Source organism: Collinsella aerofaciens (assembly GCF_020709435.1).
Classification (GTDB): domain Bacteria; phylum Actinomycetota; class Coriobacteriia; order Coriobacteriales; family Coriobacteriaceae; genus Collinsella; species Collinsella aerofaciens_AU.
The window spans coordinates 1-17,973 of the sequence record NZ_JAJFDP010000010.1; the positions used below are offsets into that span (position 1 = coordinate 1).

Sequence of the window (17,973 nt, forward strand, 5' to 3'; positions counted from 1 at the left end):
GCGCCCCCGCAGTGCCCGCTTCCCCCAAGGACAATTATCAGTGCAGGTAGAAGGCCTGTCGATTTTCGAAAAAGGCGGTCATGGTTGGCCCCATCGAGTTAAACGTAGTAGATAGGCCCTTTTCGTGGCGGACCATCAAACGAACGCCGACGCTTGTGCTGTAGCCGCTCCGACCATTCGTAAGTTGCGGTGGAATAGTTCCTAAACTCGACTACTCAAGGCTAAAACCGGAGCTATATCACCGCAACTTAGGGGGGATGGGCGGGGGAGTACTAGTTGGGTGCTGCTGTCGGGCTGGGATGGTTTAGGCTCGCTCGCGATGCTTCCATTGTTTGCGGCACCAGCGCATGAGTGCTTTTACGACCGGGATGGTGATGAGGATTACCCAGGCGGGATGGGGTTGTTCCAGGCAGAGCCACATGTAGAGGAACCATGCCTCGGCACTGACTGAATAGACGACATCGATCAGCTTAGATAAGTGGCGTTGGTCGATAAAGTCGCCAAATGCGTAGTAGACGGGAATCAAAAAGACGAGGAAGAGTCCCGCAGCCCATGTGCCGTAGACAATGCCGAGCACCAGATAGGCGAGGGCGACAAGCGCGGGGAAGGGGAATTTGTTCCATGTACGTCCGACCTTGGTGTGGAAATGCTTGCCATGATGGTCGAGCTTGTCGTGTGCTTCCTTCCAGCTGGAGAACGTCTCGCCGTCGATGGTGACGGTGCCGTCGTCATCGGTATGCACGCTATGTCCATCGTCCTCAAGCGTATCGACATGCACGCCGTCCGGCCCCACATGCACCTCTTCGCCCTTGCGCTCGTTGGTCACATGGATGCCGTTCCAGCCAACATGGACTTCCTCGCCTTTATTGGGATCAATGACGTGGATGCCGCGCGCGAGGGAAATATCGACAAGTGGTTTGTCGCCGCAATCGGCGTGCTCGGCAGAATCTTCGGCCTCTTTAGCCTCATCCACCGTTTCGGTGCTGCCGTCCTCTGAGCTATCGGCATCGCTAGCCGCTTCCCCATACAACAACTCATCCAGCGACACGCCATACAGCGCGGCGAGCGCAATGAGGTTATCGGTATCGGGTGAGGACTCGCTGCGTTCCCATTTACTGACAGCCTGACGACTCACACCCAGCTGGGCGGCAAGCGCCTCCTGAGAAAGCCCGGCAGCTTTGCGGCGATCGACGAGGCGCTGCGCCATCGCAAGATCCATGGTGGTTCCTTTCGTTTGATGGTCGAATCGAATGAGCCGAGTATGCCGAGAACAACCGGTAGCGACCACCATTTCTAGTTAGAATCTGCTCCAACCCTACCGCAACTACCGGTAGCAACCCCTAACGACCAGCCATTTCAGGACAAATGTCAGTGCAAGTAGCGGCCAAGAGCCCCCACTCAGTAAGTTGCGGTGGAATAGTTTCTAGATTCAGCCATTTGAGGGCTAAGCTGGAACTATTTCACCGCAACTTAATTTCAGGCTAGGCACCTGTAGCAAGAAGGCGAATAGCCTCGGCGAGTATGTAAACGAAGGGCCCTCCGACCCCGCCCGACGATTTCGATTGGCGACCTTTGACGGAGTCAAGGGAGGAGCCAAATCGAAATACGTCGGGCGGGGTCGGAGGGCCCGATGGGATGGATTTCGGCCGAGGCTATTCGTCGCCGAAGCTGATGCCCAACGCCTTGGCCTCGCGTACCAGGTCGCTCTGGGGATCGACATACTTGAGCTTGCCGGCGACATCCTCGAGCGGCATGTGGCACATCTTGCCATCGCGCAGGGCAATCATGTAGCCAAACTCGCCGCGCAGGCAGCCGAGCGCCGCCTCGACGCCGCACTGGGTCGCAAAGATGCGGTCCTGGGCATCGGGCTGACCGCCGCGCTGCGTGTGGCCGGGGATGGCGACGCGGGTCTCGCGACCGGTCTTGGTCTCAATCTCCTTGGCGATGTCGTAGACAATCGACGGACTCGTGCGCTCGGCGAGTTTCTTCTTGTACTCCTTCTTGGACAGCGCCGCGTCCTCCTTGGAGATAGCGCCCTCGGCGACGGCCACGATGGTAAAGCGGCTGCCGGTCTCCATGCGATGCTCGATGGTCTTGATGACGTTATCCATGTCGTAGGGGATCTCGGGAATCAAGATGACATCCGCGCCGCCCGCGACGCCGGCGTATAGCGGGATCCAGCCAACCTTGTGGCCCATGATCTCGATAACGAACACGCGGCCGTGACTCGAAGCGGTGGTGTGAATGTCGTCGATGCACTTGGTGGCGACGTCGATGGCGCTCGTAAAGCCAAACGTCAGCTCGGTGCCCCAGGTGTCGTTATCGATGGTCTTAGGCAGGGCGATAACGTTGAGGCCCTCTTCGCGCAGACGGTTGGCGGTCTTGGTGGAGCCGTTGCCGCCCAGCATAAACAGGCAGTCGAGCTGCAGCTTATGATAGGTGTGGACCATTGCCGGCACCTTCTCGACGCCGTCGGCCTCGGGAATATCCAGGCGCTTGAACGGCGTACGGCTCGTGCCCAGGATGGTGCCGCCACGGGTAAGGATGCCGCTAAAATCGGCGGGCGTCATGACGCGGAACCGGCTGTAGATAAGGCCCTGGTAGCCGTCCTCAAAACCATAGATCTCAATAGGCTCTTCGCTATTGGTCATAAGCGTTTTGACAATGCCGCGCATGGTGGCGTTGAGCGCCTGGCAGTCGCCGCCACTGGTAAGAAGACCGATCCTAAGCATGATGAATCCTTCCGGGCAAGTTATAACATGCGCATAAGTTTACCCCCGCACACTGTTGATACGGGGGTAAAACGTGTTAGCTCAAGCGTATAGAAATGTAAACAACGTCAGGCGAGCGTAAGGTCGACGAGCCTGGGTCCTTACAGTGCGAAGGCGTCGACGTCGCCCCAGTGGCGGCGCAGCGTAATGGCGGCGGCGGGTTCGGTATTGTCAAAGACGACCGACCATTGCGTATTGCTGGTGATGTCTTCCGGATTGGGTTCTTGCGCTGCGGCACGCAGGGCTTTCCAGACAATCGTTTCGTCCTGGGCACCGACATGGGCGTCAAGGACATCGGCGATTGCGACGGCGCGCTCTTTACCATGGCCCAGCTCGCCATTCTTTTGGTTGGGCAGCACTTCGTCGCCATAGCAGGCGTAGAAGTTCGTAACCTGGCGTACAGGAGTCGCTTTGAAAGCACGGTCCGGATCGCGCGGATCCCACTCTACTACGCGCGCGTCACCGGCGGCGTCGTTGATAAAGAAGTGGTAATCGCGTCCTGCCATGGCGTGCATGTCGTAGGCGGAAAGCAGGTCGACAGCTTCTTGCGTGGTGGCGGCACGGTCGAGCACCAGGCGGATGGCGAGCGAGGTATTGATGACGGGGCGCTGCGTGTCCTGGTCACAGGGCTTGGAGTCCAGAGTGAGTACGGCAATGGACACGCCGCATTCGTTAACACCGTCGAGCTGGGCAAACGGGCCCATGAGTGCGGCGGCGCGTCCGCCGACGGAGTCAAGCGGAGTGTTATCGCCCAGGTTGTTAAGGGCGGCAAACCCGATGGAGGCATAGCCGTCGCGTGGGTGATTGCGCACCAGCAGCGCCGAGGTGTCGTCCTTAAAGTCGTAATTGCGACCGGTGCGCACGCGGCCTTCGGCATCTACGGCGACAAAAGCGCTGCAGGCAAACTGGGGCGCCTGGACATGTACCGGCACACCGGGCAGCACCTGCGCCACCACGGCATCGATGTAGGCCTGGTCGTCGCGCACGCCAGCGGCGATGATGCGATCAAGATCGTAGTCGTAGGCGATGTCGATTGCGTACAGGTCATAGCTATCCGCGTAGCCGGTCAAGCGTTTGAGCGACGCGGCGGACTTGATTTGCTTGCGGTAAACGATACCGGTGGCAGCGGCAAGGCCGACGGCGACTCCCGCGACACCGCAGGCGATGGCAATGTTACGTGGCTTCATGACGGCTCCTCTCGTCCTGTTAGCGTAATTGTCGCAAAAGGAGCGCGGGCATGATGGCTCAACTTGGTGAGCGGCGCGGGATTAAACATGGAATGAAGAGTGCGGCGCTGGCGTGGCGGGGTATGCTGGAGGGGACCATCAACCCAGCGAAAGGGGAGAGCATGACGGATCAGGAAACGCCCGAGCGCGCGCATGTGACGGCCGACGATATCGAGGCCGCCAACGACCTCATCGACTTTATCGAGGCATGTCCCAGCATGTTCCATACGGCGGCGACCATTATGGCCGAGCTCGACGAGGCGGGCTTTACCTACCTGCCCGAGAACGCGGCGTGGGACATCGAGCCGGGCGGGCGTTATTACACGCAGCGCAATACCTCGAGCGTTATTGCCTTTAAGGTGGGCGAGGACCTGACCGCGACGTGGGGCGAGGACGGCGTTGCCGGTGACTATCATTTTCAGCTCACGGCGTCGCACAGCGATTCGCCGACGTTTAAGGTCAAGGCCGTGCCCGAGCTCGACGGCGCAGGCGAGACGCTGCGCCTGAACACCGAGGCCTACGGCGGCATGATCGACTACACCTGGTTCGACCGCCCGCTGGCGCTCGCGGGCCGCGTGTTGGTACGCGAAGGCGACCGTATTGAGAGCCGCCTGCTTGCCACCGAGCGCGAAGTCGCGATTATCCCGAGCCTTGCCATCCATATGAACCGCGGCGTTAACGAGGGCTTTGCGCCCAACCGAGCTGTTGACCTGTGCCCGCTCATCAGCGCCGGCGAGCTTAAGCAGGGTGACTTCGATGCCCTGATCGCCGACGAGCTGGACGTTGAGCCCGAGCAGATTCTGGGCCGCGATCTGTTCCTGGTCAATCGTCAGGATGCGCGCATTTGGGGCTGGGCCGATGAGTTTATCTCGACGCCCAAGCTCGACGACCTGGCCTGTGTCTATACCTCGCTACAGGCATTTTTGGGCGCCGAAAACGCGCACGACGTCTCGGTCTTCTGCTGCTTCGATAACGAGGAGGTTGGCTCCGAGACCAAGCAGGGTGCCATGTCGACCTTCTTGGCCGACGCGCTGTGCCGCATCAACGGATCGCTGGGTTTTGACGACGAGTCGTACCATCGCGCACTTGCTGCCTCGATGCTTGTAAGCTGCGACAACGCACATGCCGTGCACCCCAACCACGCCGAGAAGTGCGATGCCCGCAATCAGGTGGTGCTCAACGGCGGTATCGTCATCAAGGAAGCCGCCAACCAGCACTACTGCACCGATGCCTTTAGCCGCGCGGTGTTCCAGGCCATCTGCGATGACGCCGACGTGCCCACGCAGGCCTTCGCCAACAAGAGCGATATGGCCGGCGGCTCCACGCTCGGCAATCTGTCCAATATGCAGGCGAGCATGCATGCTGTGGACGTGGGCCTGCCGCAGCTTGCCATGCACTCGAGCTACGAGACCGGCGGCGTACGCGACGTGATGTACGCCATCCGCGCTCTCACCGCGTTCTACGAGCGCAACCTAACCATCAACGGCGCCGAAAGCGTGGAGCTCTAAATGCAAGCCGAAGACGAGAAGACCGAGGGCAGGTCTCAACTAATCGATCAGGGGTCGAAGCTGTTCGCCACCGCTTGCCATGAATCGGGAATCGACGTGTCCAACGCGTGGCCAGCGAGCGATGAAGAACTCAAGCGTAGCGCCTATTCGGACCATTATGGTAAGGAGATGGACTGGCTCTAATAGGCGAAACGTCGAAAACGCCAGATGAATGCCTGATATCACTTTGACAAAAGTATCGCAGGCAAAACCAACGTAATGGTGCAAACTAACCTGACCCCATTGCACCAAAAAGGGAGAATGCCGCAGGTCGGACAAAAGTCAGCGAGAGCCCGCCAGAGCGAGCAAGGTGACGTGAAAGAGGAGGGCATTGACCTTCTGGTCATGCCCGACGATTGAAAGGCAGATTGCCGCTCTGGCGGGCTCGCAGCGTCGAGGGGTTCCGGCGTTTGGTAAAACGCCGGAACAACCTAATGCTCAATCCAGCAACGCAGGGTCTCGCCGGCTTGCAGGTGACGCAGATTCTCCGCGGCGATGTCGACCACGTTGTTGAGCGTGGCTGCCAGGTGGAACCAGCCCGAGACGTGCGGCGTGATGAGCATGTTGGGCGCATCCCACAGGGGGTTTGTCGCAGGCAGTGGCTCGGGATCGGTGACGTCGACCGCGGCGCCGGCGAGATGTCCCGACTCCAGAGCGGCAACCAAGTCGTCGGCGACCACAAAATCGCCGCGGCCGCCGTTGGCAAAGAAGGCGCCCGGCTTCATCGCGGCGAAGAACTCGGCGTTCGCCAGGCCGCGGGTCTCGGGTGTGCTCGGCATAAAGGATGCGACGACATCGGCCTCGGCCAGGCGCTCAGACAGGGCATCCATGCCGTCCATGTCCTCAAATACAATGGGGTAGACGAGCGGATGGCGCTTGATGCCGCGGACGTGCGCGCCCATGTTGCGGCAGAGCGTGGCGAAGTGGCCGCCGATATCGCCCGCGCCCAGCACCAGCACATTGGCGCTTTTGAGCGAGGTGACCGGTCCCAAATCCTCCCAGCGATGCTCGCGCTGCAAGTCGTGATAGCCGGGCAGGTGCTTCATCATGGAAAGGACCATGGCAAACATGTGCTCGCTTACGGCCTGACCGTAGGCGCCGATCGAGCAAGACAGCTTGACGTCAGCCGGCACGGTGCCGGCAGCAAGGTAGTCGTCATAGCCGGCGGTCTGCAATTGCAACAGCTGGAGATACTCGCATGCCGTGAGCATGTCAGGGTCGATGTTGCCCAGGATCACGTCGGCATCGGCGACCTGCTCGCGCGTGGCGGCGTCGGCGCTCGTGTAGATAAAGTCCTCGCCCGGAGCGCTCGACTCAAGAATTACGCGATGACGGTCGTTGACGGGCAGCAAAACCAGGATGTTCACAAGCAGTCCTCTCCGCTCGACCTGCCAAAAAGGGACAGGTTTATTTTGGCAGGTTATATCAGGCAAAACGCTAAAAAACGCCGGATGCAAGACGAGCGTGCCCGTCAGCATCCGGCGCATCCACGGCTACCAGCTCAGCAGCTCGTAACCGTCCTCGGTCACCACGAGCTGTACCTCGCACTGGGCCGAATCGCTGCCGTCCTTGGTGCGCACACACCAACCGTCACCCTTGCTAATCTTGATGTCGGGCGCTCCGGCATTGACCATGGGCTCGATGGTAAAGACCATGCCCGGGGCCATGATGGTGTCCACATCGGGTGCCTCGGTGGTAAAGCCCACAAACGGGTCCTCGTGGAACTCCTTGCCAATGCCGTGTCCGCCGTACTCGCGCACCACGCTAAAGCCGGCGTCCTCGACGGTCTTTTGCACGGCCTCGGCCATAACGGACAGCGGTAGCCATGGCTTGACGGCCGCCAGACCCGCCTCCACGCTGGCGCGGGTGACGTCGACCAGGCGTTGGCGCTCGGCCGAGACCTCGCCGATGCAGAACATGCGGCTCGAGTCGCTAAAGTAGCCGTCCAAGATCGTGGAGCAATCCACGTTGATGATGTCGCCTTCGTGCAGCACATCCGTATCGCAGGGGATACCGTGACAGACCACGTCGTTGATTGAGGTGCACACGCTCTTGGGATAGCCCTCGTAGTTGAGATCGGCCGGCGTGCCACCGTGCTCGACGGTGTAGTCGTAGATCATCTGGTCGATCTGGTTGGTGGTCATGCCTGCGGCGATATGCTCGCCTACGTAGTCGAGCACGCCCACGTTGATGGCAGCGGAGCGCTTGATGCCCTCGATGTCGGCGGGCGTCTTGTAGAGTGTGCGGGGCAGAACCTCCCAGCCCTCTTCCCACAAGCGCTCGAGGCGCTCATCAAAGGCACTGTGGCATTTCTTGTATTTTTTGCCGCTGCCGCACCAGCAAGCGTCGTTGCGGCCAGGCACGGGTCCTTTGTCATACATGGCTAACTTCCTTTCATCCGCAGCTAGTATAGCCCACCCACGCGTCCATAAAAGTTGCGGTGATATAGTTCCGATCTAAGCGGTTTAACAGCATAAACAGGAACTATATCACCGCAACTGATGGAGTGGGATGGCGGACACTGGCTGCTGCGTGGCTTTGCTAGTAGCTCACCTGGCAGGGAATGCCGAGGGCTTGGACGCGCGCGGCAATGGCGTCAAGCACCTCGGGTGCTGCTTTGGCAAGGCCTGCGACCGGTGTCTCGCGCGCCACCGTGTAGATGGTCGCCTCCTGCGGACGAATGCGCTCGAGCGCCGCGAGCCAGGGGACAACGTACTCCTCGCCGGTGTTGTCGATGGGCTTGCCCTGATACTCGCCGGTCAAAAAGATCGTCTGGATAATAACGTGACCGTCAAAGCTTGCGAACGTCTCGATCTGGTGCTCGACGTCGTAGGGGCCAACAGGCTGGTCGAGCAGCTGGATAAACGCCGGGTCGACGGTATCGAGCTTAAGAATGTTGTCGTCGACCATCATGAGCGCGTCGTGCACCTCGGGACGGTCGGCGCGCGTGCCGTTGGAAAGCACGGCGATCTTGGAGTTTGGGGCAAGCTCGTCGCGCAGCGCGACGGCGCCGGCGATGGCCTGCGGAAACTCCGGTGCGGCGGTGGGCTCGCCGTTGCCTGCGAAGGTGATCACATCGGGGAGCTCGCCCTCGGCTGCCATCTCGCGCAGCTTTTCCTCGAGCGCGTCGAGTACCACGGCAGCTGTGTTGTACGGCTCATGACAGGGGCGCTCGGCGTTGAGGCCGTTTTCGCAGTAAATGCAGTCGAACGTGCAGATTTTGCCGCTGGCCGGCATCATGTTGACGCCGAGCGAGAGACCAAGGCGACGGCTGCGAACGGGCCCAAAGATGGGGCTGGCATTCAAAAACGTAGACATAGGCATGTGCTCCTCAAGACAATTGTGCCTAAGCATAGCATCGGCTCCAAAGCAAGGTGCGGGCTCTTGCTTTACAAGTTTCGTTTTTTCACGTCGCTCATTATGCCGTGCCATGAAAAGCCTCGGGTCGGGTACAGTTAATCTGTTAACAAGGCGTAAGGCAATGCGGGTCCATCCAACCGCACCGACGTGCAACTGGATGAGCATTGATGATGGGGGCACAACATGGATTTTACGGTCGAGAATGCGGGCACCACGATTGCCTGTCGCGAATATGCCGGCCCGGATGTGTCGCCTGATGCTCCTGCCTTGGTGTGCGTGCACGGCGCTTGTGTCGACGGCACATTTTTCGACGGTATCGCTTGTGAGCTCAGCCGCAACTACCGCGTAATTGCCTACGACCGCCGCGGCTGTGGTGACAGCAGCGAAGCGGCAGACGGCAGCTATGATCTTGCCGCTCAGGCCGCCGACCTGCAGGCCGTGATCGAACACGTCGGCGCTCCGACAAATGTGCTTGCGCACAGCGCCGGTACGTTGGTGGCGCTGGAGCTTCTTCGCGCCGAACCCCATCTCGTCGCCCGTGCGATTCTGCACGAGCCGGCTGTGTCGGCCGAAGGCGTCGGCATGGGCGCAGCTCCGGTTTTGCTCGATATGATTGCGGCTGGAAAGGTTTCAAGGGCGCTCCGGCTTTTCTTGGGAGCCCTCGGCGACTTGGACCCCGAGGCTCCTGGGACGACTAAGGCGGAAGCCAAACATGCCCTGCGCAATGGTCGTTGCTTCATGGCCAATGAATACGGAACAAATATGACATATGCTCCCGACTGGGAGCGCGCCTGCGCGTCAAAGGCGGTGTCGGCTGTGTTTTTGGGCGAGCTTTCGGTCGATACGCCCCGCGAGGCTGGCACGCGAGCGGCTGCCGAATATCTCAATTGCCCCCTTGTGATGATCCCGGGCGCGCATAACGGTCTGCGCGATCGTCCCGTTACGGCGGCAAACGCCGTTCGCGATATCTTGGAGCGTTAGCACGCTCGATGACCTGCGGGGAGGGGGACTGTTAGCGTTTCGTCATTGTTAACGAATGCGCCCATAACCGCGCGCCCGCGGCTCCATTACCGCCGTTTGCCAGGTCATAAAAATGTAACGATAATCGCGCGTTTGCCTTCAGCTGTTAGATGCTACCCTTGTACCAATTGATATGCACCGTTGCCGTGCGTAACGATAGGAAGGGCCCCATATGCTCAATGATCACGAGGTCAATCTAACCGGCGAGGAGGCTGCCGCCGAGGTCGCCCGCGTCGCGAAGACCTACCCCGTGGTGCGTTTGCTGTCGGCCGACCAGATTAAGAGCGAGCCTAACTGCTTGCTCGCCGGCGATCGCTGCCCTTGTTTACGTCAGTCGAGTCTTGAGGCCTTGGCAGGTTCCGATGAGATATCGGAGCGCCTGCTAAACGACGGTGTCGAGTATCGCGCTCGCCTGCGTTCTCTGATGGTGGAGGGCAAGCCTCATGTCCTGCTGATGGTGCGTCCGATCGATGAGCAAGAGGCTGCAGAAGAGGACCTTGTCTACACCGACGTGCTGACGAGTGTGCACAATCGCCGGTATTACGAGGAAAAGCTCCGAAGCGCCCGTATGAATGCCGGCGTGGCGGTGATCGACCTTGATGATTTTAGGGTCTTCAACGATACGTGTGGTCGTCATGCCGGCGACCTTGCACTCGGTGCTGTGGCGACAGCCATACGCAGCGGAATTCGTTCGACTGACGAGCTTGTGCGCTATGGCTGCGACAAGTTTGTGGTCGTCATGCCCAATATTCCCTCCGATGACTTCACCCGTCGCCTGCATCAGGTGTCCGATGCCGTTCGTTCCACGATTGTTCCGGGCCATGAGTACGTGAGCTTGACGGCATGTGTTGGTGGCGTTCGCATTCATGGCGAGACGGTCGATGAGGGCGTTGGCCGCGCTGTCCAGTTATTGAGCCGCGCTAAGGCAAAAGCCGGTACGGTCGTGACCGATGCCGATTCCATCGAGGCCTTCCAAAGCGAAAAGCCTTTGGTGCTTATTGTCGATGACTCCGAGATGAACCGAGTCATTCTCAACGAGATGCTCAAGGACGAGTATTGCATCCTCGAGGCCGATAACGGTCGTGCGGCGCTCGACATGGTCGACCGCTATGGCGATGAGTTGTCGCTCGTGCTGCTGGATATTGTCATGCCGGGCGTAAGCGGCTTTGAGGTGCTGGCCGATCTGTCGCGCCGATCGGTTAGTGACAATCTGCCCGCCATCATGATTTCGAGCGAAGATTCCGATGATATGGTTCTGCGCGCGTACGAGCTGGGCGCCTCGGACTATATCAACCGCCCGTTTGACTCCCGTGTCGTGCGCCGCCGCGTAAGCAACACCATCCGCCTATACGCCAAACAGCGCCGCCTGACGAACCTGCTGTCCCAGCAGTACAACGAGCGTGTCAAGAACAGTCGCATGCTCATCGACATCATGGCCGGCGTCATGGAGCTTCGCAACGGCGAGAGCGGCAGGCACGTTACGAACATCGAGAAGCTGACCGAGCTGCTGCTTGGCTGTCTGGTCCAGCGTAGTGGCACCATCTCCCTCGACAATGAGGAGCGCTCCACGATTGCCCTGGCTTCGGCGCTGCACGATATCGGCAAGATGTCGATTGACGATGCGATTCTCAACAAGCCCGGACGCCTTACGCCCGAGGAGTTCGAGATTATGAAGACGCATACCACGATCGGCGCCGACATGCTGCGTGAGCTGGGTAGCCATCACGCCGGCAATGCGCTTATGGAATATGCGTACCAGATTGCGCGTTGGCATCACGAGCGCTGGGACGGCAAGGGCTATCCCGACGGTCTTAAGGGCGACGAGATCCCCATTGCCGCGCAGGTGGTTTCGGTGGCCGACGTATACGACGCGCTCACGAGCGTGCGCGTGTACAAGGACGCCATCCCGCACCAGGAAGCGATTCAGATGATCCTGGACGGTAAGTGCGGTCAGTTTAACCCGCTGCTGCTCGACTGTCTGCTCGAGGTGCAAGACCGTATCGCCGAGATGTTGGCACGCCCTGCCGATGTCGTCGCGTTTCCCACGATTTAGTTTGACCGAAGGAGTTTTAATTCATGGGTTCCATGCGTGAAGCGTATGAGAAGATCGGCGCTAATTATGATGACGCGTGTGCTCGGCTGATGGGCGGGGAAATGCTTGCCCGCTTTGCCCTCAAGTTTTTAGATGACGAGAGCATGGACAAGCTGGAGGCTGCCATGGCGGCGGGAGACGCCGAGGAAGCGTTTATGGCAGCGCACACGCTCAAGGGCGTGAGCCAGAACCTGGGATTCGATAATCTGTACGAGCCGGCGGTCGTGGTGACCGAGGCGCTGCGCGGCGCCGATGTCGTTGACGGCGCTCGCGAGGGAATGCATGCGCTGCAGCAGCAATATGCGGCTACGATGTCGGCCCTGCGCGAGGCGGCCGAGTAAGAGGTTGTGAGCCTTGATGACTATGAGAGTGGATAATCTCCCGTTTTAGGCCCGGTGGTGGCCTCAAAGTGGGAGATTATCCACTCTCGTTCGATACGTGTCCAAAAATCCACTCTCACCCCTTCTGATTAGTGAATGGCCTATGCGCACTGGCGGGGCTTTCCGCATGCAATCCATATCGTTGTTCGATAAACTATTCGGATAACGATAGATTCGATGAGGGTGAGTGTATGTCCAACAGCGTTCAGCGTATGGCCAAGGCGGGCGAGACTGTAAGGAAGCTTGGCTTTTGCATGGCGGTCGTTTTTGCGGGAATGCTCGTCGCTTTCGCCGCGTTGGTTGTTTACGTGATCTGGTATGCGGTTGCAAACGCTGCTTCTGTCGATTCTTTCGGTGTTGTGACGCTTCTCAATGGCGGGTGCATCGTTATCCCAAGCGGACTGTGCATGGCGCTTGCCATGGGTATTTCGCTTGTCGTTTTGTGCGGAATCAGCCGCGACATTTCGCGGGGCGTATCGCCCTTTACCAGGGCGCATGTGCGGCTTATCCGTGTTCTCGCGCTTGCCTTTGCTGTTAACGCCGCGGTTTCGCTTGTTGGTGCCTATGGATCGGTCAATCTCACCATTGGCGGACTGGAGCTTTACATCGTGCCTCATTCCTTTGTTATTGAGATTTGCCAAGGCGCTACCTTTGATGCGGGGTCGTTTATCGGCGCAGTTGTCTGTCTGTTTATCTCGGCGATTTGGAGTTATGCCTCGCTGCTCCAGGAGCAGTCTGACGAGCTTGTGTAGGAGGAAACATGAGCTATCTCATCATCGAGCTTGAGACGCAGCTGCTTAAGACCGGAAAGACCAGCTCTGATCTGATTCGTGCCACGGGGCATACTCCGGCTAATATTTCTAAGCTAAGAAACGGAAAAATTAAAGCTATTCGTCTTAAGACGCTTCTTGAAATCTGTGATGAGCTTGATTGTCAACCGGGAGATATTATTCAGCGCGTGAGCGAGAAAGAGCTCGAGGAACTTATTGTCGAGCGCGCGAAGAATGCCGTGAGGCAGATGCGGGATGGCAGAGGCAATGAGGCGTCGCTTCCGACATCGGTCTTCGCTGTAGATTTGAGCGACGAGTAGCATAAAAAGAACAACTATAACGAAATATCAGTGTAGCGGAACCCGTGTCTAACACGGGTTCTTTGTTTATTAATTATCTTGACAAATATAAGTTATCGGCAAACAATAACATCAAGAACGAACGATAAAAGAAAGGAGGAACGATATGAGTTGGATTGTAAAGCCGAGTTATGTGGACCCCGGTGGTGGGTGCAACGGTTACTGCAAGGCATTCTGTGGAGCACGCGTCTGCGTCAATAACTGCAGCAAAAACTTGTGTGTTGTTAATTTCTAGCAGTTGCAGCTGCTGCCAGGCGACAGTCTGGCAGCAGCGGTTTTGTTATCAAGCAGAATAGGAGGCCAATGAGCGCATCAGCGATAAAGCTATCAAAGGTGTCAAAGCGCTATGGAAAACGGCGTGTGTTGCATGACGTTTCCTTCGAGGTGAATCAGTCTGAACTTTGCGCCCTTGTTGGTGCAAACGGGGCGGGCAAAAGCACGCTTATTAAAATAGTGCTGGGCCTCTGTGAGCCATCGTCGGGGAGCGTGGAGCTCTTTGGAGGCAAGTCGAAAAAAGAGCTGAGCCTGATGCGGACGCGTGTCGGCTATGTGCCAGATTCCAGCGGAGCATACCAATCCCTCAGTGCGGTGGAGAATCTTCGGATCCGATGTGCGGAATGGGGGCTCGATGAGACACGTGAGGTTCCTCGCGTTTTGGGCCTAGTCGGGCTGGACGTCGATGAGAAAAAGAGCGTGAGCAGTTTTTCTCTGGGAATGAAACGGCGACTGGATATAGCTACGGCTTTGTTGGGCGACACCGACGTACTAATTTTCGATGAGCCGGCAAATGGGTTGGACCCGCTGGGCATCGAGAGTATATGGGCCCTTATCGGCCGATTGAATCGAGAACAGGGTAAGACCATGCTCATCTCTAGCCATGATTTGGATGAGTTGGCATCGGTTGCAACAAGTTGCGTGTTTATTCATGACGGTGAACTGCTGAAAAAGGAATCGATGGATGTCATAAGGGATGAGGCGTCGTCCCTAAAAGAATATTACAGGCGCTTGATGAACGCGGTCTCGCTATGAAGCGGGCGATCCATCCCATAAAGGCAGATATGATGCGTCTACACAGGATGTTTCCGGCGCAGTTTGGTCTTACGCTTATGTTGGCGTGCGGTCTTCTCTTCGGTGTTTTTCTAAATAACGGAGCAACGTTGCTAGGCTTTGGCTATGGCGTTTGTGGGGAGGATATTGGTTTCCTCTGGAATGCAATCGATCCTTCTGCGCCTGATGAGTCCCTTGCGCGCAGCGCTTTTGCCGGTACATCCCTGTTCGTTCCACTCATCGTTTGTTTGGTGCTTTTACAGGAGCATGGCTATAAAGAGGGATGCCGAATTTCTTCAGCAAGAGGTCTCGCCCGCTTTAATGGGGCTCTGGCACATGTGCTTTCGTCTGCTTTAATAGTCGGTGCAGCTTATAGCGCACTTTGCCTTCTTTTGTTTGCAATAGCCATAATGCGTGGGGGGCAAAACTACACGCACGGCATGCTGGCTGCATTTTTGCCTGCGATGATAATCAACGCCGTATTGGTGATATCGGTTGCGTTGGAGACGATGACCATCTATCGGATTACAGGCAGCGCTGTATTGAGCGGGGCTGTAATAATAATTGGATTTGTCATGAGCTTGACGCTCTACGGAACCTTCCTTCAGGCACCTATACCATCCTTGCGATGGATCTTCCTCCTTCCGGGGCCGTACCTTGGAGCCGGATGTGCCCTTGGGTATAGCGATATGGGGCAGCTGACGCTTCTGGGATATGGCGTGGCAGCTGGCTGTCTATCGGTATTGATTTACGCTCTCGTGACCTGTCGTGTCGGAGGTGTGCTCAATGGCTCGTCAGATTAAAAGGTTCCTCCATTCAGAATTGAAGCATGTAAGCGAATGGACGTACGTCTTAATCCTGGCAATTTATGCGTGTATGGTGATATTGCAGCTTAATTCTTTCCCGATGTGGTTCTGTAGCCTCCGCGAGGGCAGTTTCTTGGGCTTTTTCCCAGACCCGACGCTTAAACTGTCGGCAGAGGACGCCCTTCTATTTGGTAATGCAGAGGTTTTTCGCGGCTTGCTGTTCAATGTGGCCCCGTTGGCTCATGCATTGTTCTTTCCGCTTGTCGCGCCTTGCGTTGTCCCACGCTTTGTCAGTTCGAGCTTTGTCGAGGAACCGTGGGGGCTGTCGGAGGCTCGGGGAGGGAAGCGGGCGTGCGTTACCGTTGCGCGAGCGATGCTGTCTTCTTTCGCCCTATTGGGCGCGTTTATCCTGTCAAGTGTCGTTTTGTACTGTCTTAACTGCGCAATCGTTTTGGATGCTCAACAGTATTTCAACCTGAATATGTTTTGCGATCGACTTCTTCTGACGAGTGCGGTCTGCCTTGCATACGTGGTCTCTTGCGTGATCGTTGTTTCCTATTTTGGATCCGGCTTCGGTCCTATTGGCATGCTGTTGCTTGTCAACGTCGTAACGATCTACATACAGGTCGGAGCCAATTCCATGCTTCCGTTTCCGTCCTCGATGCTCATGTGGATTTGCGGCGTGACCCCGTTGGAGGATAGTCAATGCACCTCGATTTTAATTGACTGCCTGATTAACGTAGCAAGCGTTCTTGCCATTTGCTTTACCGTCGACCAATTGCGGTCGAGATTTCTTTGATTGTTTGTGAGGGATAATCATACCGAGCATACCAAATACAGGGGGGGGCGGGCACCGTGGCTGGTGTCCGCCCCCCCCCGTCATGGAAAGCTTTAGCCTGTGTGATTCGCGAGCTAGCGGGCCTGCTTGACCTTGGCTGCCGCCTCGACAAACGACTTCCACAGGTTAAAGTCGGTCTCGAGCGTCTGCCAGGTGTACTCGGGATGCCATTGCACGCCCAGACAGAACGGCTGGCCTTCGACTTCGATGCACTCGGGAACGCCGTCGGTTGCTTTGGCGACCAAGCGCGTGCTTTTACCCAGACGGTCGACGCAGCAGTGGTGTGCGGAGTTGGTCTGGATTAGCCTGTGCCCGCCAACCGCGCGTTCCAGCAGCGAGCCCGGCACGACCTCGACGGGGTGCACGGGATCGTTGAGCACGTGGGTGTGACGCCACTGCGTGCGACCCTCGCGCGCACCCAGGCTCGGCACGTCCATGCACAGGGTGCCGCCGGTGGCGACGTTGAGCAGCTGCGTGCCGCGGCAGGTGGTAAAGAGCGGCTTTTTGGCGCGGAGCACCTCGTTAACCAGCTTAAACTCAAAACGGTCGCGAATCTCGCAGCACAGTGTGGGGTCGTAGGGGCGCTCGTCGCCCCAGCGCTTGGGGTTGACGTCCGGGCCGCCGGGAATAGCGATGCCGTCGGCGATATCGACGTAATGACGGATGACCTCAATGTCCTCGGTGATGGACATCTGCAGCGGCAGGCCGCCGGCGGCAAGAATGGCATCGACAAAGACACTTGCGATTTCCTCGTTGGGGGAGAGCGCCTCGCTCAAAAACGGCTTTGCCTCTTCCCAACGCGGTGCGACGAGGATGAGTGGGCGGTCGGCGGGGTCGACGTCGACATGCGGGGTGTAGGACGATGAGGTGCGGGTTCCGATCATGGTTGCGGCTTTCGAATCCGGGTGGACATGGCACAGGGGTGGCGCGGGGCAAACGTTACTGATGAATTTGCCCGCGTGGCAATTAGGTTAGTGGCCCTTGATAGAGTTGAGGAAGTCCTGGGCGCGCTTGGTCTGGGGGTGGTCGAAGAACTCGTCGGGCGTGCCGGTTTCCACGATCTGGCCGTCGGCCATGAACACGACGCGGTCGGCCACGCGGCGGGCAAAGTTCATTTCGTGCGTGATGACGATCATCGTCATGCCCTGCTGGGCCAGACGGACCATGACCTCGAGCACTTCGTTGATCATTTCGGGGTCAAGGGCACTCGTGGGCTCGTCAAAAAGCATGGCCTTGGGCTGCATGGCGAGTGAACGGGCGATGGCCACGCGCTGCTGCTGGCCGCCCGAAAGCTGTGCGGGCACCTTGTCGGCCTGCTCGGCCACGCCCACGCGGCTCAGCAGGTCCATGGCGCGCTCACGAGCTTCCTCCTTGGACACGCCCAGCACGTCGACCGGTCCCAGCATGACGTTCTGCAGTACCGTCATATGTGCAAACAGGTTAAACTGTTGGAACACCATGCCCAGCTCGGCACGCATGCGGGCAAGATCCTTGCCTTCCTGCGGCAGGGGCTCGCCCTCGATGAGAATCTCGCCCGAGTCGATGGTTTCCAGGCGGTTGATGGTGCGGCACATGGTCGACTTGCCCGAGCCCGAGGGGCCAATCACAACGACGACTTCGCCGCGGTCAACCGACAGATTGATGTCGTTGAGAACGTGTAGCTCGCCATAGTGCTTATCGACGTGTCTGAGCTCGATCAGCGGCTGATTGCCGGTGGAAGAGGTGCTCTGTGCCATGGTGCTCGGCTCCTTATGACT

Annotated in this window: 18 protein-coding genes; 10 read left to right on the forward strand and 8 right to left on the reverse strand. The window is 58.2% G+C overall.

Going from position 1 to position 17,973, the window contains the following annotated elements; genetic code table 11:
* Positions 1 to 304: 304 nt before the first annotated feature.
* From LK493_RS07000 to LK493_RS07010, 3 genes are all read right to left on the reverse strand, one after another.
* Positions 305 to 1,219 carry a helix-turn-helix domain-containing protein gene (locus LK493_RS07000; RefSeq protein ID WP_055309474.1) on the reverse strand — a complete coding sequence of 305 codons (915 nt, stop codon included), beginning with the start codon at positions 1,217 to 1,219 and terminating at the stop codon, positions 305 to 307.
* Positions 1,220 to 1,652: 433 nt separating this feature from the next.
* Positions 1,653 to 2,732 carry a 6-phosphofructokinase gene (locus LK493_RS07005; RefSeq protein ID WP_117847972.1) on the reverse strand — a complete coding sequence of 360 codons (1,080 nt, stop codon included), beginning with the start codon at positions 2,730 to 2,732 and terminating at the stop codon, positions 1,653 to 1,655.
* Positions 2,733 to 2,872: 140 nt separating this feature from the next.
* Positions 2,873 to 3,958: a carcinine hydrolase/isopenicillin-N N-acyltransferase family protein gene (locus LK493_RS07010; RefSeq protein WP_195361853.1), complete on the reverse strand. Its 1,086-nt coding sequence runs from the start codon at positions 3,956 to 3,958 to the stop codon at positions 2,873 to 2,875.
* A 161-nt stretch (positions 3,959 to 4,119) separates the two neighbouring features.
* Between LK493_RS07010 and LK493_RS07015 the strand changes: the two genes are divergently transcribed.
* A complete protein-coding gene (locus tag LK493_RS07015) occupies positions 4,120 to 5,505 on the forward strand; it encodes a M18 family aminopeptidase (RefSeq protein WP_227790561.1) in 1,386 nt (461 codons plus the stop codon).
* On the forward strand, positions 5,506 to 5,688 hold the full coding sequence (locus tag LK493_RS07020; RefSeq protein WP_227790562.1) for a hypothetical protein: 183 nt from the start codon (positions 5,506 to 5,508) through the stop codon (positions 5,686 to 5,688).
* A gap of 287 nt (positions 5,689 to 5,975) precedes the next feature.
* Here LK493_RS07020 and LK493_RS07025 read toward each other — a convergent pair whose 3' ends face one another.
* From LK493_RS07025 to LK493_RS07035, 3 genes are all read right to left on the reverse strand, one after another.
* Complete coding sequence (locus tag LK493_RS07025) at positions 5,976 to 6,911, reverse strand: D-2-hydroxyacid dehydrogenase (RefSeq protein WP_227790563.1); 936 nt, start codon at positions 6,909 to 6,911, stop codon at positions 5,976 to 5,978.
* Between the two features lie 126 nt (positions 6,912 to 7,037).
* Positions 7,038 to 7,925: a type I methionyl aminopeptidase gene (gene map, locus LK493_RS07030; protein ID WP_055286839.1), complete on the reverse strand. Its 888-nt coding sequence runs from the start codon at positions 7,923 to 7,925 to the stop codon at positions 7,038 to 7,040.
* A 160-nt stretch (positions 7,926 to 8,085) separates the two neighbouring features.
* Entirely contained in the window at positions 8,086 to 8,862 is a 777-nt protein-coding gene (locus LK493_RS07035; RefSeq protein ID WP_227790564.1) for a radical SAM protein, read from the reverse strand.
* Positions 8,863 to 9,087: 225 nt separating this feature from the next.
* On the opposite strand from LK493_RS07035, the gene LK493_RS07040 reads away from it, so the two are divergent.
* The 8 genes from LK493_RS07040 to LK493_RS07075 all read left to right on the forward strand — a co-directional run bounded on the left by LK493_RS07040 (position 9,088) and on the right by LK493_RS07075 (position 16,177).
* Positions 9,088 to 9,885: an alpha/beta fold hydrolase gene (locus LK493_RS07040; protein WP_227790565.1), complete on the forward strand. Its 798-nt coding sequence runs from the start codon at positions 9,088 to 9,090 to the stop codon at positions 9,883 to 9,885.
* 211 nt (positions 9,886 to 10,096) lie between these two features.
* Positions 10,097 to 11,977 (forward strand): HD domain-containing phosphohydrolase, encoded by a 1,881-nt coding sequence (locus tag LK493_RS07045; protein ID WP_227790566.1) that lies wholly within the window; start codon positions 10,097 to 10,099, stop codon positions 11,975 to 11,977.
* Positions 11,978 to 12,000: 23 nt separating this feature from the next.
* Positions 12,001 to 12,357: an Hpt domain-containing protein gene (locus LK493_RS07050; protein ID WP_227790567.1), complete on the forward strand. Its 357-nt coding sequence runs from the start codon at positions 12,001 to 12,003 to the stop codon at positions 12,355 to 12,357.
* Positions 12,358 to 12,608: 251 nt separating this feature from the next.
* Complete coding sequence (locus LK493_RS07055) at positions 12,609 to 13,148, forward strand: hypothetical protein (protein WP_227790568.1); 540 nt, start codon at positions 12,609 to 12,611, stop codon at positions 13,146 to 13,148.
* 8 nt (positions 13,149 to 13,156) lie between these two features.
* Positions 13,157 to 13,486, forward strand: coding sequence for a helix-turn-helix domain-containing protein (locus LK493_RS07060; RefSeq protein WP_161194074.1), 330 nt, complete (start codon positions 13,157 to 13,159; stop codon positions 13,484 to 13,486).
* Between the two features lie 342 nt (positions 13,487 to 13,828).
* The gene (locus LK493_RS07065) at positions 13,829 to 14,554 is read left to right on the forward strand and encodes an ABC transporter ATP-binding protein (protein ID WP_118081114.1); all 726 of its coding nucleotides are present in this window, start codon (positions 13,829 to 13,831) and stop codon (positions 14,552 to 14,554) included.
* On the forward strand, positions 14,551 to 15,375 hold the full coding sequence (locus tag LK493_RS07070) for a hypothetical protein (RefSeq protein WP_227790569.1): 825 nt from the start codon (positions 14,551 to 14,553) through the stop codon (positions 15,373 to 15,375). Before LK493_RS07065 ends, LK493_RS07070 begins: the two co-directional genes overlap by 4 nt.
* A complete protein-coding gene (locus LK493_RS07075; protein ID WP_227790570.1) occupies positions 15,359 to 16,177 on the forward strand; it encodes a hypothetical protein in 819 nt (272 codons plus the stop codon). The genes LK493_RS07070 and LK493_RS07075 overlap by 17 nt, the downstream gene beginning before the upstream one ends.
* 113 nt (positions 16,178 to 16,290) lie before the next feature.
* On the opposite strand, the gene LK493_RS07080 is transcribed toward LK493_RS07075, so the two are convergent.
* Positions 16,291 to 17,100, reverse strand: a complete 810-nt coding sequence (locus LK493_RS07080; RefSeq protein ID WP_227790571.1) for a gamma-glutamyl-gamma-aminobutyrate hydrolase family protein — start codon at positions 17,098 to 17,100, stop codon at positions 16,291 to 16,293.
* Between the two features lie 87 nt (positions 17,101 to 17,187).
* Positions 17,188 to 17,952 carry an amino acid ABC transporter ATP-binding protein gene (locus tag LK493_RS07085; protein WP_321573276.1) on the reverse strand — a complete coding sequence of 255 codons (765 nt, stop codon included), beginning with the start codon at positions 17,950 to 17,952 and terminating at the stop codon, positions 17,188 to 17,190.
* Between the last annotated feature and the right edge of the window lie 21 nt (positions 17,953 to 17,973).

Excerpts from the sequence above, each read along its gene's own strand:
- LK493_RS07000 (WP_055309474.1), bottom strand. The coding sequence starts at position 1,219 with ATGGATCTTGCGATGGCGCAGCGCCTCGTCGATCGCCGCAAAGCTGCC.
- LK493_RS07005 (WP_117847972.1), bottom strand. The coding sequence starts at position 2,732 with ATGCTTAGGATCGGTCTTCTTACCAGTGGCGGCGACTGCCAGGCGCTC.
- LK493_RS07010 (WP_195361853.1), bottom strand. The coding sequence starts at position 3,958 with ATGAAGCCACGTAACATTGCCATCGCCTGCGGTGTCGCGGGAGTCGCC.
- LK493_RS07015 (WP_227790561.1), top strand. The coding sequence starts at position 4,120 with ATGACGGATCAGGAAACGCCCGAGCGCGCGCATGTGACGGCCGACGAT.
- LK493_RS07020 (WP_227790562.1), top strand. The coding sequence starts at position 5,506 with ATGCAAGCCGAAGACGAGAAGACCGAGGGCAGGTCTCAACTAATCGAT.
- map (WP_055286839.1), bottom strand. The coding sequence starts at position 7,925 with ATGTATGACAAAGGACCCGTGCCTGGCCGCAACGACGCTTGCTGGTGC.
- LK493_RS07035 (WP_227790564.1), bottom strand. The coding sequence starts at position 8,862 with ATGTCTACGTTTTTGAATGCCAGCCCCATCTTTGGGCCCGTTCGCAGC.
- LK493_RS07040 (WP_227790565.1), top strand. The coding sequence starts at position 9,088 with ATGGATTTTACGGTCGAGAATGCGGGCACCACGATTGCCTGTCGCGAA.
- LK493_RS07045 (WP_227790566.1), top strand. The coding sequence starts at position 10,097 with ATGCTCAATGATCACGAGGTCAATCTAACCGGCGAGGAGGCTGCCGCC.
- LK493_RS07050 (WP_227790567.1), top strand. The coding sequence starts at position 12,001 with ATGGGTTCCATGCGTGAAGCGTATGAGAAGATCGGCGCTAATTATGAT.
- LK493_RS07055 (WP_227790568.1), top strand. The coding sequence starts at position 12,609 with ATGGCCAAGGCGGGCGAGACTGTAAGGAAGCTTGGCTTTTGCATGGCG.
- LK493_RS07060 (WP_161194074.1), top strand. The coding sequence starts at position 13,157 with ATGAGCTATCTCATCATCGAGCTTGAGACGCAGCTGCTTAAGACCGGA.
- LK493_RS07065 (WP_118081114.1), top strand. The coding sequence starts at position 13,829 with ATGAGCGCATCAGCGATAAAGCTATCAAAGGTGTCAAAGCGCTATGGA.
- LK493_RS07070 (WP_227790569.1), top strand. The coding sequence starts at position 14,551 with ATGAAGCGGGCGATCCATCCCATAAAGGCAGATATGATGCGTCTACAC.
- LK493_RS07075 (WP_227790570.1), top strand. The coding sequence starts at position 15,359 with ATGGCTCGTCAGATTAAAAGGTTCCTCCATTCAGAATTGAAGCATGTA.
- LK493_RS07080 (WP_227790571.1), bottom strand. The coding sequence starts at position 17,100 with ATGATCGGAACCCGCACCTCATCGTCCTACACCCCGCATGTCGACGTC.
- LK493_RS07085 (WP_321573276.1), bottom strand. The coding sequence starts at position 17,952 with ATGGCACAGAGCACCTCTTCCACCGGCAATCAGCCGCTGATCGAGCTC.